1 protein-coding gene (cut by a window edge) is annotated in these 17,522 nt (G+C 68.7%); it reads left to right on the top strand.

Features of this window, described 5'->3' with window-relative positions; genetic code table 11:
• On the top strand, positions 1–17,522 hold the end of the coding sequence (locus ACOGI8_RS00015) for a fibronectin type III domain-containing protein (protein WP_419854872.1). Its footprint begins 18,556 nt before the window's first position; only the last 17,522 of its 36,078 coding nucleotides appear in the window; the start codon falls outside the window, past its left edge; it ends in the stop codon at positions 17,520–17,522.

Here is a 17,522-nt window from a genome sequence, read left to right as displayed (position 1 = left end):
TCCAGGTGCGCGAGAGGTCGGCTGGGTCGGAGTGGGCTGCTCGCGGTGTCGCTGGTGCTGGTGTCCCGGTGGGTGCGGGCAGGATCTATGTCGGCACGGGTCTGGACAAGGGCACCGAGTACGTGGTGCGCGCCCATCTGGTGACGAAGTCGCCGCCGCAGTCGGTTGTGGAGGCGTCGAGCGCTGAGACCAAGGTCGTGACCTGGGACGACCCGGGGCCTCCCACTGGCCTGGTCGTGGCCGGGGGCGACTCGAAGCTGGTTCTGTCGTGGGAGGCGCCCGCCGATACCGGCGGTGCGAGCCTCGCCGGCTATGAGGTGGAGTACAAGGCGGGCTCGGCGCCTGATCGGGCGTCGCCGGGGCGGGACCCGGCGACGGGCTGGGTGGACGTCGTGCCTAGCCCCGCGACGACAGCAGCGACGATCGGGCGTCTGGTCAACGGCACGTCCTACGACGTACGGGTCCGCGCCGCCAACGCGGCCGGCGCGAGCTCGTGGGCGTCGGGGTCGGGTGTTCCCGCGGATCCCTCTGATGCGTCGTTGAAGTCGTTGGAGGTGACCTTGACCGACGCGGAGGGCACGGCTGTTGAGTTGACGCCGCGGCGGCCGACGCTGGGGTCGAGGTTCACGGTCCGTGTCGACGACGACGTCACAGAGGTGAAGGTCACCGCCGAGCCGACCGCTGCGGGGGCGGCGGTCACCATCGACGGCACCTCGGGCGGCAGCAAGGTCGTGGCGCTCGGCTACGGCGACAACACGGTCACGGTGGTGGTGACCGCGGTGGACGGCACGACTGCCAAGACGTACACGATCGTCGCGAAACGCGCCTACCCGCTGCCGAGGGTCACCTCGGCTGTGGCGGGCGCCCACAGCGACGGCACCCCCAAGGCCACCGTGGTCACCTCCAACCCCGACGCCGCTGCCTACGACGTGGTCGTGCAGGTCAAAGAAGCGTCGGCTGCGTGGCCGGCGCGGGCCGCGGCTCACAGCCTGCCGTCGGGCGTGTCGCGTGCGTCGTCGAGCACCGCCGACAGCCACGTGCTCGTCGGCCTCGCCAAGGGCACGGCCTATCAGGTGCGCGCGCATCTGGTGACCAAGGCCGCCACCCCCGCCGTGTTCGACGACTCGTCGTCTGAGAAAGCGTTCACCGCCTGGAATGTTCCCGGCGCGCCGGGCGGCCCCGACACTGCGGCGTGGTCGACGACGCTCACCGTCGACGCCGACGGCGCCGACAGGGGCTGCGACAACGCTCCGGGCGGATTGGACGACTGCGCCGACGCGCTGGGCAGCGACGGGTTCTCCTTCGGCGGCAAGACGCTGGAGGTCACCGAGCTGTATGTGGACGCCGGCGGCAACCTGAACCTGAGGCTCAAGACCGTCGGCGACGCCCCTGCGGGCCTGCGAGCCGCGAAACTGCGCATCGGCGGCACCAACGGCACCAGCTACCCGCTGAGCGACCCCGGCAAGCTCCACACTTGGACCGGCGGCCCGACATGGACCGACGACCAGCAGGTCACGATCGAGCTGCTGGCCCCGTCGAGCACCCCGATACTGACCGTCGGCCACACGAAACTGGCTGTCGGCTGGTTCGCGCCCGCAGACCCCGGCGGGCAGGGCGCAACAGTCACCGGCTACGAGGTCCAGTACAAGACCACCACCGCGGCCGACCAGACCGCCACCGCGGGCGACCCGTCCACCGGCTGGGTGCCGGTGTCCCATTCGGGCACCGCCACGACTGTCGAGATCACCGGCCTGACCAACGGCACGGCCTATGACGTGCGGGTCCGCGCCGCCAACGCGGTCGGCAACAGCGTCTGGATCACCGGCCAAAGCACCCCCCCAAACAAGACGTTCGAGATCACCTCGGCGGTGTCGGCGGCGGAGGGTGCCAGTGCTTCGTTGACGGTGACTTTGAGTGAGGCGGCGCCGTCTTCGGGGGTGGCGTTCACCGTTGCTGCCGGCTACACCAGCCCCTCTACCGCGGTGGCCGCGGACGTGGGCACGGTCCCGTCCTCGGTGACTGTCTCCTCTGGCCAGACCACTGCCACCGTCACCGTGCCTTTGGTCGATGACGACCTTGATGAGGACGACGAGACGTTCACGATCACGATCGCCACCGCCGCGTCGGGCTGGGCCAAGGAAGGGACGGGCAAGGACACCGCAACGGTCACCATCACCGACAACGACACCGCCGGGGTCACGGTCAGCAAGTCCAGCGTGGCGCTGAGCTCAGGCGGCACCGCCACCTACACGCTGGTGCTGGACACCAAACCCGCAGGGAACGTGGTCGTGTCGGCCACGTCGAGCGCGGCCGGCAAGGCGACGGTCTCGCCCGCCGCCCGCACGTTCACCCCTGCGAACTGGTCGACCGCGAAAGAGTTCACGGTGACCGGTGTGGCGGACGGCACCGCGACGATCAGCCACGCCATAACCCAGAGCGCCGACACCGGCGGGTATCCGACCTCTACCAGTATCGGTTCGGTGGCGGTGACGGTGACCGACAAGACGTTCGAGATCACCTCCACCGCCTCGGCTGCGGAGGGGGCTAATGCTTCGTTGACGATCACTTTGGGTGAGGCGGCGCCGTCTTCGGGGGTGGCGTTCACCGTCACCGCGGGCTACACCAGCCCGTCGACTGCTACCGCGGCGGATGTCGGGTCGATCACCAGCCCCGTCACGGTGGCGTCGGGCCAGACCACCGCCACGGTCACCGTGCCCCTCACAGACGACGACTTGGATGAGGACGACGAGACGTTCACCATCACCATCGCCACTTCAGCGTCGGGCTGGACAGTCAAGGGCTCAGGCGATGACAAAGCCACCGTCACCATCACCGATGACGACACCGCGGGGGTCACATTGTCGACGAGCAGCGTGTCGGTGACCGAAGCGACAGGCGCATCGAACACCGCTACTTACACGCTGGTGCTGGACTCCAAACCCACCGGCAACGTGGCCGTCACGATCAGCAGCAGCGACACGGCCGCAGCCACCGTCGCGCCCACCACTTACAGGTTCACCCCGACGAACTGGAACACCCCCAAGACGTTCACCGTCACGGCAGTGGCCGACGGCGACGCGGAGGACGAGACGGTCACCGTCTCCCATTCGGCCACCAGCACCGACGCGGGTTACAACAACATCTCCATCGGGTCTGTGTCGGTGACCGTCGATGACGACGAGGCCAAGACGTTCAAGATCACCCCCACCGTGTCGGCTGCGGAGGGCGCGTCGGCGTCGTTGACGGTCACCTTGTCGGCTGCGGCGCCCGCCGGTGGGGTGGCGTTCACCGTCACTGCGGGCTACGCCGGGTCCTCCACTGCCACCGCCGCGGACGTCGGCACTGTTCCGTCGTCGGTGACCGTGAACGCCGGGCAGACCACCGCCACGGTCACCGTGCCGTTGGTCGACGACGACCTCGACGAGGACAACGAGACGTTCACGATCACCGTCGCCACTTCGGCGTCGGGCTGGGTCAAGGAGGGGACAGGCAAGGACACCGCCACGGTCACGATCACCGACGACGACACCGCCGGGATATCGGTGTCCAAATCGTCGGTGGCGGTCTCAGCGGGTTCGACCGCGACTTACACGTTGGTGCTGGACTCCAAACCCGCCGGCAACGTCACGGTCAGCGCCACGTCTGGTGCGGCCGGCAAGGCCACCGTCACGCCGGCGTCGTTCACGTTCACCCCCACCAACTGGAACACCGCCAAGCCGTTCACCGTCACCGGCGTGGCAGCGGGGACCGCGACGGTCACCCATGCGGTCACCCAGTCCGCGGACACCGCCGGGTATCCGACCTCCACCAGCATCGGGTCGGTGGCGGTGACGGTGACCGCCAAGACCTTCGAGATCACCTCGACGGCCTCGGCGGCAGAGGGTGCCAGTGCTTCGCTGACGATCACTTTGGGTGAGGCGGCGCCGTCTTCGGGGGTGGCGTTCACTGTTGCTGCGGGCTACACCGACCCGTCGACTGCGACCGCGGCGGATGTGGGCACTGTTCCGTCGTCGGTGACTGTCTCCTCTGGTGAGACCACCGCGACGGTGACGGTGCCCCTCACAGACGACGACTTGGATGAGGACGACGAGACGTTCACGGTCACGGTCGCCACTTCAGTGTCGGGCTGGACGGTGAAGGGCTCGGGCAAGGACAAGGCGACGGTGACGATCACCGATGACGACACCGCCGGGGTCACCGTGTCCAAGTCCGCCGTGTCGGTGACCGAGGCGTCGGGCGCCGGGAACACGGCTGAGTACACGCTGGTGCTGGACTCCGAGCCCACCGCCGACGTGGCCGTTTCGCTCAGGAGCAGCGACGCCTTCGCGGCGACGGTGGCGCCGACGTCGTTCACGTTCACTCCGGCGAACTGGTCGACGGCGGAGACGTTCACCGTGACGGCAGTGTCTGACGGCGACGCGGAGGACGAGTCGGTCACCATCAGCCACACGGCGACGTCCAGGGACTCCGATTACCGCGGCGTCTCGATCGGGTCGGTGTCGGTGACCGTCGATGATGACGAGGCCCGCGACGACGCGTCTCTTCAGGGGCTGCGGGTGACGTTGGCTGACGACGCGACGAATACGCGTCTGGGGTTGACCGCTCAGGGGTCGGGGGGCACGCGGTTCGTGGTGGAGGTGGACGAGGACGTGTCGGCGGTGAAGGTGTGGGCCACGCCGCGGGTGCCCGACGCCTCGGTGTCGATCGGCGGGCAGAGCGGCACGGTCCGGCAGGTGAGCCTGGACTGGGGCGAGAACGTGGTTCCGGTCGTGGTGACCGCGGTGGACGGCGCCACTGTCAAGGCCTACACCGTCACCGTCGAGCGGGCCTATCCGGCTGTGGGGGTCGCGGTGACGGCGGGGGGCCACAGTGACGGCACCCCGAAGGTGACTGTGGTCACCACGAATCCTGACGCGGCCACTTATGACGTGGTGGTGCAGGTCAAGACGGCGTCGGCTGAGTGGCCGTCGTCGCGGGGGACTGCTCACAGTTTTCCGTCGGGTGTGTCGCGCGACACGTCGTCGACCGCGGGTTCTCATGTGCTCGTCGGGTTCGCGAAGGCGACGCAGTATCTGGTGCGGGCCCATCTGGTGGTGAAGTCCGGTTCCACGGTGATTGAGAACTCGTCTCCGCAGGCCGCTGTCACGACTTGGGGCGATCCGGGCGCGCCGGGCGGCCCCGACGCGGCGGTGTGGTCGACGACGTTGACGGTCGACGCCGACGGTTCCGACCGGGGCTGTGACAACGCGCCGGGCGGGCTCGACGCCTGCGGCAGCGGGCTCGGCAGCGACCGGTTCTCCTTTGGCGGCAAGTCGCTGCGGGTGACCGAGCTGTTTGTGGACTCGGGCGGCAACCTGAACATGAGGCTGTCCACCGGCGGGAACCTGCCCCAGGGGCTGCGGAACACGAAGCTGCGCATCGGCGGCGCCGCCGGCGCCTCCTATGCGCTGTCTTCGGGGTTCCGGGGTCTCTACTTGTGGTCGGGGGGGCCGTCGTGGACCGACGACCAGGCCGTCACCGTCGAGCTGCTGGCGCCGTCCAACAGCCCGGCGGTGACCGCCGCAGCCGCCAAACTGACCGTGGAGTGGCTCGAACCCGCCGACGCAGGCGGCCGCGGCGCAACAATCACCGGCTACGACCTGGCCTACAAGACCGCCACGGCTGCCGATACGGCCGCCACCACCCCCGGTGATGCGGCCACCGGCTGGGTGCCAGTAACACACACGGGCACCGCCACCACAGCGCAGATCACTTCGCTGACCGACGGCACCGCCTATGACGTGCGGGTCCGGGCCGTCAACGCGGTCGGCAAAAGCGTCTGGGTCACCGGTTCGGGCACACCCACAGCCGCCACCGCCAAGACCTTCGAGATCACCCCCACCGCCTCGGCGGCAGAGGGCGCCAGTGCTTCGTTGACGATCACTTTGGGTGAGGCGGCGCCGTCTTCGGGGGTGGCATTCACTGTTGCCGCCGGCTACGCCAGCCCCTCCACCGCTACCGCGGCCGATGTCGGCACGATCACCAGCCCGGTGACTGTCTCCTCTGGTCAGACCACCGCGACGGTCACGGTGCCGTTGGTCGACGACGACCTCGACGAGGACGACGAGACGTTCACGGTCACCATCGCCACCACCGCGTCGGGCTGGACAGTCAAGGGCTCAGGCGATGACAAAGCCACCGTCACCATCACCGATGACGACACCGCCGGGGTCACATTGTCGACGAGCAGCGTGTCGGTGACCGAAGCGACAGGCGCATCGAACACCGCTACTTACACGCTGGTGCTGGACTCCAAACCCACCGGCAACGTGGCCGTCACGATCAGCAGCAGCGACACGGCCGCAGCCACCGTCGCGCCCACCACTTACAGGTTCACCCCGACGAACTGGAACACCCCCAAGACGTTCACCGTCACGGCAGTGGCCGACGGCGACGCGGAGGACGAGACGGTCACCGTCTCCCATTCGGCCACCAGCACCGACGCGGGTTACAACAACATCTCCATCGGGTCTGTGTCGGTGACCGTCGATGACGACGAGGCCAAGACGTTCAAGATCACCCCCACCGTGTCGGCTGCGGAGGGCGCGTCGGCGTCGTTGACGGTCACCTTGTCGGCTGCGGCGCCCGCCGGTGGGGTGGCGTTCACCGTCACTGCGGGCTACGCCGGGTCCTCCACTGCCACCGCCGCGGACGTCGGCACTGTTCCGTCGTCGGTGACCGTGAACGCCGGGCAGACCACCGCCACGGTCACCGTGCCGTTGGTCGACGACGACCTCGACGAGGACAACGAGACGTTCACGATCACCGTCGCCACTTCGGCGTCGGGCTGGGTCAAGGAGGGGACAGGCAAGGACACCGCCACGGTCACGATCACCGACGACGACACCGCCGGGATATCGGTGTCCAAATCGTCGGTGGCGGTCTCAGCGGGTTCGACCGCGACTTACACGTTGGTGCTGGACTCCAAACCCGCCGGCAACGTCACGGTCAGCGCCACGTCTGGTGCGGCCGGCAAGGCCACCGTCACGCCGGCGTCGTTCACGTTCACCCCCACCAACTGGAACACCGCCAAGCCGTTCACCGTCACCGGCGTGGCAGCGGGGACCGCGACGGTCACCCATGCGGTCACCCAGTCCGCGGACACCGCCGGGTATCCGACCTCCACCAGCATCGGGTCGGTGGCGGTGACGGTGACCGCCAAGACCTTCGAGATCACCTCGACGGCCTCGGCGGCAGAGGGTGCCAGTGCTTCGCTGACGATCACTTTGGGTGAGGCGGCGCCGTCTTCGGGGGTGGCGTTCACTGTTGCTGCGGGCTACACCGACCCGTCGACTGCGACCGCGGCGGATGTGGGCACTGTTCCGTCGTCGGTGACTGTCTCCTCTGGTGAGACCACCGCGACGGTGACGGTGCCCCTCACAGACGACGACTTGGATGAGGACGACGAGACGTTCACGGTCACGGTCGCCACTTCAGTGTCGGGCTGGACGGTGAAGGGCTCGGGCAAGGACAAGGCGACGGTGACGATCACCGATGACGACACCGCCGGGGTCACCGTGTCCAAGTCCGCCGTGTCGGTGACCGAGGCGTCGGGCGCCGGGAACACGGCTGAGTACACGCTGGTGCTGGACTCCGAGCCCACCGCCGACGTGGCCGTTTCGCTCAGGAGCAGCGACGCCTTCGCGGCGACGGTGGCGCCGACGTCGTTCACGTTCACTCCGGCGAACTGGTCGACGGCGGAGACGTTCACCGTGACGGCAGTGTCTGACGGCGACGCGGAGGACGAGTCGGTCACCATCAGCCACACGGCGACGTCCAGGGACTCCGATTACCGCGGCGTCTCGATCGGGTCGGTGTCGGTGACCGTCGATGATGACGAGGCCCGCGACGACGCGTCTCTTCAGGGGCTGCGGGTGACGTTGGCTGACGACGCGACGAATACGCGTCTGGGGTTGACCGCTCAGGGGTCGGGGGGCACGCGGTTCGTGGTGGAGGTGGACGAGGACGTGTCGGCGGTGAAGGTGTGGGCCACGCCGCGGGTGCCCGACGCCTCGGTGTCGATCGGCGGGCAGAGCGGCACGGTCCGGCAGGTGAGCCTGGACTGGGGCGAGAACGTGGTTCCGGTCGTGGTGACCGCGGTGGACGGCGCCACTGTCAAGGCCTACACCGTCACCGTCGAGCGGGCCTATCCGGCTGTGGGGGTCGCGGTGACGGCGGGGGGCCACAGTGACGGCACCCCGAAGGTGACTGTGGTCACCACGAATCCTGACGCGGCCACTTATGACGTGGTGGTGCAGGTCAAGACGGCGTCGGCTGAGTGGCCGTCGTCGCGGGGGACTGCTCACAGTTTTCCGTCGGGTGTGTCGCGCGACACGTCGTCGACCGCGGGTTCTCATGTGCTCGTCGGGTTCGCGAAGGCGACGCAGTATCTGGTGCGGGCCCATCTGGTGGTGAAGTCCGGTTCCACGGTGATTGAGAACTCGTCTCCGCAGGCCGCTGTCACGACTTGGGGCGATCCGGGCGCGCCGGGCGGCCCCGACGCGGCGGTGTGGTCGACGACGTTGACGGTCGACGCCGACGGTTCCGACCGGGGCTGTGACAACGCGCCGGGCGGGCTCGACGCCTGCGGCAGCGGGCTCGGCAGCGACCGGTTCTCCTTTGGCGGCAAGTCGCTGCGGGTGACCGAGCTGTTTGTGGACTCGGGCGGCAACCTGAACATGAGGCTGTCCACCGGCGGGAACCTGCCCCAGGGGCTGCGGAACACGAAGCTGCGCATCGGCGGCGCCGCCGGCGCCTCCTATGCGCTGTCTTCGGGGTTCCGGGGTCTCTACTTGTGGTCGGGGGGGCCGTCGTGGACCGACGACCAGGCCGTCACCGTCGAGCTGCTGGCGCCGTCCAACAGCCCGGCGGTGACCGCCGCAGCCGCCAAACTGACCGTGGAGTGGCTCGAACCCGCCGACGCAGGCGGCCGCGGCGCAACAATCACCGGCTACGACCTGGCCTACAAGACCGCCACGGCTGCCGATACGGCCGCCACCACCCCCGGTGATGCGGCCACCGGCTGGGTGCCAGTAACACACACGGGCACCGCCACCACAGCGCAGATCACTTCGCTGACCGACGGCACCGCCTATGACGTGCGGGTCCGGGCCGTCAACGCGGTCGGCAAAAGCGTCTGGGTCACCGGTTCGGGCACACCCACAGCCGCCACCGCCAAGACCTTCGAGATCACCCCCACCGCCTCGGCGGCAGAGGGCGCCAGTGCTTCGTTGACGATCACTTTGGGTGAGGCGGCGCCGTCTTCGGGGGTGGCATTCACTGTTGCCGCCGGCTACGCCAGCCCCTCCACCGCTACCGCGGCCGATGTCGGCACGATCACCAGCCCGGTGACTGTCTCCTCTGGTCAGACCACCGCGACGGTCACGGTGCCGTTGGTCGACGACGACCTCGACGAGGACGACGAGACGTTCACGGTCACCATCGCCACCACCGCGTCGGGCTGGACAGTCAAGGGCTCAGGCGATGACAAAGCCACCGTCACCATCACCGATGACGACACCGCCGGGGTCACATTGTCGACGAGCAGCGTGTCGGTGACCGAAGCGACAGGCGCATCGAACACCGCTACTTACACGCTGGTGCTGGACTCCAAACCCACCGGCAACGTGGCCGTCACGATCAGCAGCAGCGACACGGCCGCAGCCACCGTCGCGCCCACCACTTACAGGTTCACCCCGACGAACTGGAACACCCCCAAGACGTTCACCGTCACGGCAGTGGCCGACGGCGACGCGGAGGACGAGACGGTCACCGTCTCCCATTCGGCCACCAGCACCGACGCGGGTTACAACAACATCTCCATCGGGTCTGTGTCGGTGACCGTCGATGACGACGAGGCCAAGACGTTCAAGATCACCCCCACCGTGTCGGCTGCGGAGGGCGCGTCGGCGTCGTTGACGGTCACCTTGTCGGCTGCGGCGCCCGCCGGTGGGGTGGCGTTCACCGTCACTGCGGGCTACGCCGGGTCCTCCACTGCCACCGCCGCGGACGTCGGCACTGTTCCGTCGTCGGTGACCGTGAACGCCGGGCAGACCACCGCCACGGTCACCGTGCCGTTGGTCGACGACGACCTCGACGAGGACAACGAGACGTTCACGATCACCGTCGCCACTTCGGCGTCGGGCTGGGTCAAGGAGGGGACAGGCAAGGACACCGCCACGGTCACGATCACCGACGACGACACCGCCGGGATATCGGTGTCCAAATCGTCGGTGGCGGTCTCAGCGGGTTCGACCGCGACTTACACGTTGGTGCTGGACTCCAAACCCGCCGGCAACGTCACGGTCAGCGCCACGTCTGGTGCGGCCGGCAAGGCCACCGTCACGCCGGCGTCGTTCACGTTCACCCCCACCAACTGGAACACCGCCAAGCCGTTCACCGTCACCGGCGTGGCAGCGGGGACCGCGACGGTCACCCATGCGGTCACCCAGTCCGCGGACACCGCCGGGTATCCGACCTCCACCAGCATCGGGTCGGTGGCGGTGACGGTGACCGCCAAGACCTTCGAGATCACCTCGACGGCCTCGGCGGCAGAGGGTGCCAGTGCTTCGCTGACGATCACTTTGGGTGAGGCGGCGCCGTCTTCGGGGGTGGCGTTCACTGTTGCTGCGGGCTACACCGACCCGTCGACTGCGACCGCGGCGGATGTGGGCACTGTTCCGTCGTCGGTGACTGTCTCCTCTGGTGAGACCACCGCGACGGTGACGGTGCCCCTCACAGACGACGACTTGGATGAGGACGACGAGACGTTCACGGTCACGGTCGCCACTTCAGTGTCGGGCTGGACGGTGAAGGGCTCGGGCAAGGACAAGGCGACGGTGACGATCACCGATGACGACACCGCCGGGGTCACCGTGTCCAAGTCCGCCGTGTCGGTGACCGAGGCGTCGGGCGCCGGGAACACGGCTGAGTACACGCTGGTGCTGGACTCCGAGCCCACCGCCGACGTGGCCGTTTCGCTCAGGAGCAGCGACGCCTTCGCGGCGACGGTGGCGCCGACGTCGTTCACGTTCACTCCGGCGAACTGGTCGACGGCGGAGACGTTCACCGTGACGGCAGTGTCTGACGGCGACGCGGAGGACGAGTCGGTCACCATCAGCCACACGGCGACGTCCAGGGACTCCGATTACCGCGGCGTCTCGATCGGGTCGGTGTCGGTGACCGTCGATGATGACGAGGCCCGCGACGACGCGTCTCTTCAGGGGCTGCGGGTGACGTTGGCTGACGACGCGACGAATACGCGTCTGGGGTTGACCGCTCAGGGGTCGGGGGGCACGCGGTTCGTGGTGGAGGTGGACGAGGACGTGTCGGCGGTGAAGGTGTGGGCCACGCCGCGGGTGCCCGACGCCTCGGTGTCGATCGGCGGGCAGAGCGGCACGGTCCGGCAGGTGAGCCTGGACTGGGGCGAGAACGTGGTTCCGGTCGTGGTGACCGCGGTGGACGGCGCCACTGTCAAGGCCTACACCGTCACCGTCGAGCGGGCCTATCCGGCTGTGGGGGTCGCGGTGACGGCGGGGGGCCACAGTGACGGCACCCCGAAGGTGACTGTGGTCACCACGAATCCTGACGCGGCCACTTATGACGTGGTGGTGCAGGTCAAGACGGCGTCGGCTGAGTGGCCGTCGTCGCGGGGGACTGCTCACAGTTTTCCGTCGGGTGTGTCGCGCGACACGTCGTCGACCGCGGGTTCTCATGTGCTCGTCGGGTTCGCGAAGGCGACGCAGTATCTGGTGCGGGCCCATCTGGTGGTGAAGTCCGGTTCCACGGTGATTGAGAACTCGTCTCCGCAGGCCGCTGTCACGACTTGGGGCGATCCGGGCGCGCCGGGCGGCCCCGACGCGGCGGTGTGGTCGACGACGTTGACGGTCGACGCCGACGGTTCCGACCGGGGCTGTGACAACGCGCCGGGCGGGCTCGACGCCTGCGGCAGCGGGCTCGGCAGCGACCGGTTCTCCTTTGGCGGCAAGTCGCTGCGGGTGACCGAGCTGTTTGTGGACTCGGGCGGCAACCTGAACATGAGGCTGTCCACCGGCGGGAACCTGCCCCAGGGGCTGCGGAACACGAAGCTGCGCATCGGCGGCGCCGCCGGCGCCTCCTATGCGCTGTCTTCGGGGTTCCGGGGTCTCTACTTGTGGTCGGGGGGGCCGTCGTGGACCGACGACCAGGCCGTCACCGTCGAGCTGCTGGCGCCGTCCAACAGCCCGGCGGTGACCGCCGCAGCCGCCAAACTGACCGTGGAGTGGCTCGAACCCGCCGACGCAGGCGGCCGCGGCGCAACAATCACCGGCTACGACCTGGCCTACAAGACCGCCACGGCTGCCGATACGGCCGCCACCACCCCCGGTGATGCGGCCACCGGCTGGGTGCCAGTAACACACACGGGCACCGCCACCACAGCGCAGATCACTTCGCTGACCGACGGCACCGCCTATGACGTGCGGGTCCGGGCCGTCAACGCGGTCGGCAAAAGCGTCTGGGTCACCGGTTCGGGCACACCCACAGCCGCCACCGCCAAGACCTTCGAGATCACCCCCACCGCCTCGGCGGCAGAGGGCGCCAGTGCTTCGTTGACGATCACTTTGGGTGAGGCGGCGCCGTCTTCGGGGGTGGCATTCACTGTTGCCGCCGGCTACGCCAGCCCCTCCACCGCTACCGCGGCCGATGTCGGCACGATCACCAGCCCGGTGACTGTCTCCTCTGGTCAGACCACCGCGACGGTCACGGTGCCGTTGGTCGACGACGACCTCGACGAGGACGACGAGACGTTCACGGTCACCATCGCCACCACCGCGTCGGGCTGGACAGTCAAGGGCTCAGGCGATGACAAAGCCACCGTCACCATCACCGATGACGACACCGCCGGGGTCACATTGTCGACGAGCAGCGTGTCGGTGACCGAAGCGACAGGCGCATCGAACACCGCTACTTACACGCTGGTGCTGGACTCCAAACCCACCGGCAACGTGGCCGTCACGATCAGCAGCAGCGACACGGCCGCAGCCACCGTCGCGCCCACCACTTACAGGTTCACCCCGACGAACTGGAACACCCCCAAGACGTTCACCGTCACGGCAGTGGCCGACGGCGACGCGGAGGACGAGACGGTCACCGTCTCCCATTCGGCCACCAGCACCGACGCGGGTTACAACAACATCTCCATCGGGTCTGTGTCGGTGACCGTCGATGACGACGAGGCCAAGACGTTCAAGATCACCCCCACCGTGTCGGCTGCGGAGGGCGCGTCGGCGTCGTTGACGGTCACCTTGTCGGCTGCGGCGCCCGCCGGTGGGGTGGCGTTCACCGTCACTGCGGGCTACGCCGGGTCCTCCACTGCCACCGCCGCGGACGTCGGCACTGTTCCGTCGTCGGTGACCGTGAACGCCGGGCAGACCACCGCCACGGTCACCGTGCCGTTGGTCGACGACGACCTCGACGAGGACAACGAGACGTTCACGATCACCGTCGCCACTTCGGCGTCGGGCTGGGTCAAGGAGGGGACAGGCAAGGACACCGCCACGGTCACGATCACCGACGACGACACCGCCGGGATATCGGTGTCCAAATCGTCGGTGGCGGTCTCAGCGGGTTCGACCGCGACTTACACGTTGGTGCTGGACTCCAAACCCGCCGGCAACGTCACGGTCAGCGCCACGTCTGGTGCGGCCGGCAAGGCCACCGTCACGCCGGCGTCGTTCACGTTCACCCCCACCAACTGGAACACCGCCAAGCCGTTCACCGTCACCGGCGTGGCAGCGGGGACCGCGACGGTCACCCATGCGGTCACCCAGTCCGCGGACACCGCCGGGTATCCGACCTCCACCAGCATCGGGTCGGTGGCGGTGACGGTGACCGCCAAGACCTTCGAGATCACCTCGACGGCCTCGGCGGCAGAGGGTGCCAGTGCTTCGCTGACGATCACTTTGGGTGAGGCGGCGCCGTCTTCGGGGGTGGCGTTCACTGTTGCTGCGGGCTACACCGACCCGTCGACTGCGACCGCGGCGGATGTGGGCACTGTTCCGTCGTCGGTGACTGTCTCCTCTGGTGAGACCACCGCGACGGTGACGGTGCCCCTCACAGACGACGACTTGGATGAGGACGACGAGACGTTCACGGTCACGGTCGCCACTTCAGTGTCGGGCTGGACGGTCAAGGGCTCGGACAAGGACAAAGCGACGGTGACGATCACCGATGACGACACCGCCGGGGTCACCGTGTCCAAGTCCGCCGTGTCGGTGACCGAAGCCGCGGGCGCGTCGAACACGGCTGAGTACACGCTGGTGCTGGACTCCAAACCCACCCAAAACGTGGTGGTCGCGATCTCGTCGGACGACGCGGGTGCAGCCACTGTGGCGCCCACGTCGTTCACGTTCACCCCCGCCAACTGGTCTACGACGAAGACGTTCACCGTGACGGCAGTGTCTGACGGCGACGCGGAGAACGAGTCGGTCACCGTCTCGCATTCGGCGACGAGCAGCGACGGCGATTACAACAGCATCTCCATTGATGGTGTGTCTGTGTCGGTGGATGATGACGAGGCCAAGACGTTCAAGATCACCCCCACTGTCTCGGCTGCGGAGGGCGCGTCGGCGTCGTTGACAATCACCCTGTCGGCTGCGGCGCCCACCGGCGGGGTGGCGTTCACCGTCACTGCGGGCTACACCAGCCCGTCCACCGCTACCGCGGCGGATGTGGGGACGGTTCCGTCGTCGGTGACCGTGAACGCCGGGCAGACCACGGCCACCGTGTCGGTGCCGTTGGTCGACGACGACCTCGACGAGAACAACGAGACGTTCACCATCACCGTCGCCACTTCGGCGTCGGGCTGGACAAAGGAAGGCGCCGGAAAGGACACCGCCACGGTCACGATCACCGATGACGACACCGCCGGGGTCACCGTCAGCAAATCGTCGGTGTCGGTGACCGAAGCCACCGGCGCATCCAACACCGCCACCTACACGCTGGTGCTGGACACCAAACCCGCCGGCAACGTCACGGTCAGCGCCACGTCTGGTGCGGCCGGCAAGGCCACCGTCGCGCCGGCATCGTTCACGTTCACCCCGACGAACTGGTCGACCGCCAAGCCGTTCACGGTGACCGGTGTGGCGGCGGGGACCGCGACGGTCAGCCATGCGGTCACCCAGTCCGCCGACACCGCCGGGTATCCGACCTCTACCAGTATCGGGTCGGTGGCGGTGACTGTGACGGTGGTGCCGGGTGCGCCGCCGGCAGACAGCCGCCCGTCGGGGTGGTTGGTGGTGAGGGTGGAGCCCGGCGACGGTTCTTTGGCGTTGTCGTGGAACCGGCCGTGGGGTCCGAATGCTTCTTATGAGGTGAACTGGAAGTCGTCGTCGGCGGCTGATGCGGCCGCCACCACGCCGGGCAACCCGTTCACGGGCTGGGTGGAGCCCGTCAAGGTCATTTCGGGTACGCGCAACACCTTGTATTCGATCTGTTGTGCCTACACCATCGAGGGGCTCGCCAACGGCCACAGCTATGACGTGCGGGTGCGTCCGCTCGCCTATGCCGGTGAGACTCCCGCGCGGTGGTCCACCGGTTCCGGCACGCCTGTCGCTCCGTCGCCGCCGTCGTCGTTGGTGTTGGATGTGGCGCGTCCTGGGGGGTCTGCTGTTGCTGTTGTGGCGGCGGGCGGTTCGGTGATGGTGACCGCGCGGCTGGACCGGCCGGCGTTGACGGCGACTGAGGTGTGGTTCGACACCTCTGGCGACGGCGGCGGGGCGCGCTGGGGGCCCGACTGCGCCTGGGAGCACGGCACGGCCGACATCATCCCCCGCGGCGAGACCGAGACCACGGTGAGGCTGTGCGCGACCGCGGCGGCCGCGGGGCGCACGATGACGGTTACCGCGGGCACCTCGGACTCCAACGGCCTCAGGCTCGCCGCGTCCGCCTTTGCGGTGCGGGTGCTGGGCGACAGCCCGCCCACCGCGCTGACGCTCAGCGTGGACCCCCAGGACGCCGCCGCGGGCGGCACGGTGGACATCACCGCACGCTTGGACCGGCCCAGCACGCCGGGCATCACGGTGAATCTCAGCATCGACGGCGTCGGCGCGGCCTACTGGGGCGACTGCCTGCCCGCGGGCACCGCGCTGGGGGCTGCGCGGCTCTACGGCGGGCACAGCCTCGCGATACCGCCCGGCGGCCAGCAGGCGACCGCGAAGCTGTGCCTGCGCCTCGACGTGGAACACCTCGCCATCGGGGCGTGGACCGACGCGCCGCGGCTGACAGCACAAGATCTGCAACTGATGGGACCCGCCGGGCTCAACCTGCGCGCGCTCACCGTCGCCCCCGCCGACCCCGCCCAGACCCTGCCGACCACCGCCGTGGACATCTCCTCGCCCAGCGGCAGCTTCGCGCTGAGCGTCCCCCACGACGTGGCACGCATCACCGTGACGGCCGCCACCGCGTACTCCGCCGCCGAAGCCAAAGTCAACGGCAGGCCCGTGGACACAGCCACCTCCGCAGCGGACGTGCCGCTCGAGATCGGCGACAACGTCATCACCCTCGAAGTCGACGCACCCAAAGCGCCCGCACCACGCGAGTACACACTCACCGTCACACGCGGCGAAGCGTCGACAGACCGCGAACCCCGACGCGTCGAACGGCCCCGCCAAGACCAGCAGCCCCAGCAGCAGCAGCCCGAGCTGCCCGAGTGCGAGACCGACAGCTCACCGCTGTGCGGCATCGCCCTCACAGCCGGCACCCAGACAGTGCCGCTCAGCCCGGCCTTCGCCCCGGGCGTGACCATCTACCGGGCCACAGTCCCCGCAGGCACCGCAACGGTGACCCTCACCCCGACATGGCACAGCGAGGCGAACGTGCTCGCCGGATCACGCTGGGGCGCCGCCACCTACACCCGCCCCGCCCGCATACGCCCCTCCGGCACGCCAGTCGAGCTGGCCCTCGCACCCGACGGCGGCCCCACCGAGCTGTGGCTCATGGCGACCAGCGGCGGCAGCCGCACCAACTACCGCATCGACATCACCCAAACCGCCCCCCAACCCCAGCAGCAACACGACCCGCCGACCCAGCAGCCGCAGCCCGAACCCCAACAGCCCGAACCCGCAGAGCCCGAACCCCAACAACCCGAGCCGCGGGAGTTCGTGCCCGAACAGGAACGCGAACCCCAAGCCCAGCAAGGCGACACGCCCCCAGAGCTGCCCGGCCCCGTGAGCGGCCTGCAACTCACCGCCGCCAAGAAGAACGTGACCGTCACCTGGCACGCCCCCCAGTCCGGCGGCGCCCCCCACCGCTACATCGTGCACATCAAACCCGGCGGCGGCGGCAACGGAAAAACCCACCGCCCCCAAGCAGGCAAGCTCACCACCATCTTCCGCAACCTGGAACCCGGCACCGCCTACGAGGTCTGGGTGCGAGCCCAGAACGACGCCGGCAAAGGCGAGCGCACCCACGCGACCGTCACCACCCTGCCCGCCGCTCAACCGTGA

It is taken from the genome of Candidatus Poriferisodalis sp., assembly GCF_965204195.1.
Lineage (GTDB): Bacteria > Actinomycetota > Acidimicrobiia > Acidimicrobiales > Poriferisodalaceae > Poriferisodalis.
Note: the sequence above shows the minus strand (reverse complement) of the source record. Positions and strands in the feature narration are given on the sequence as shown.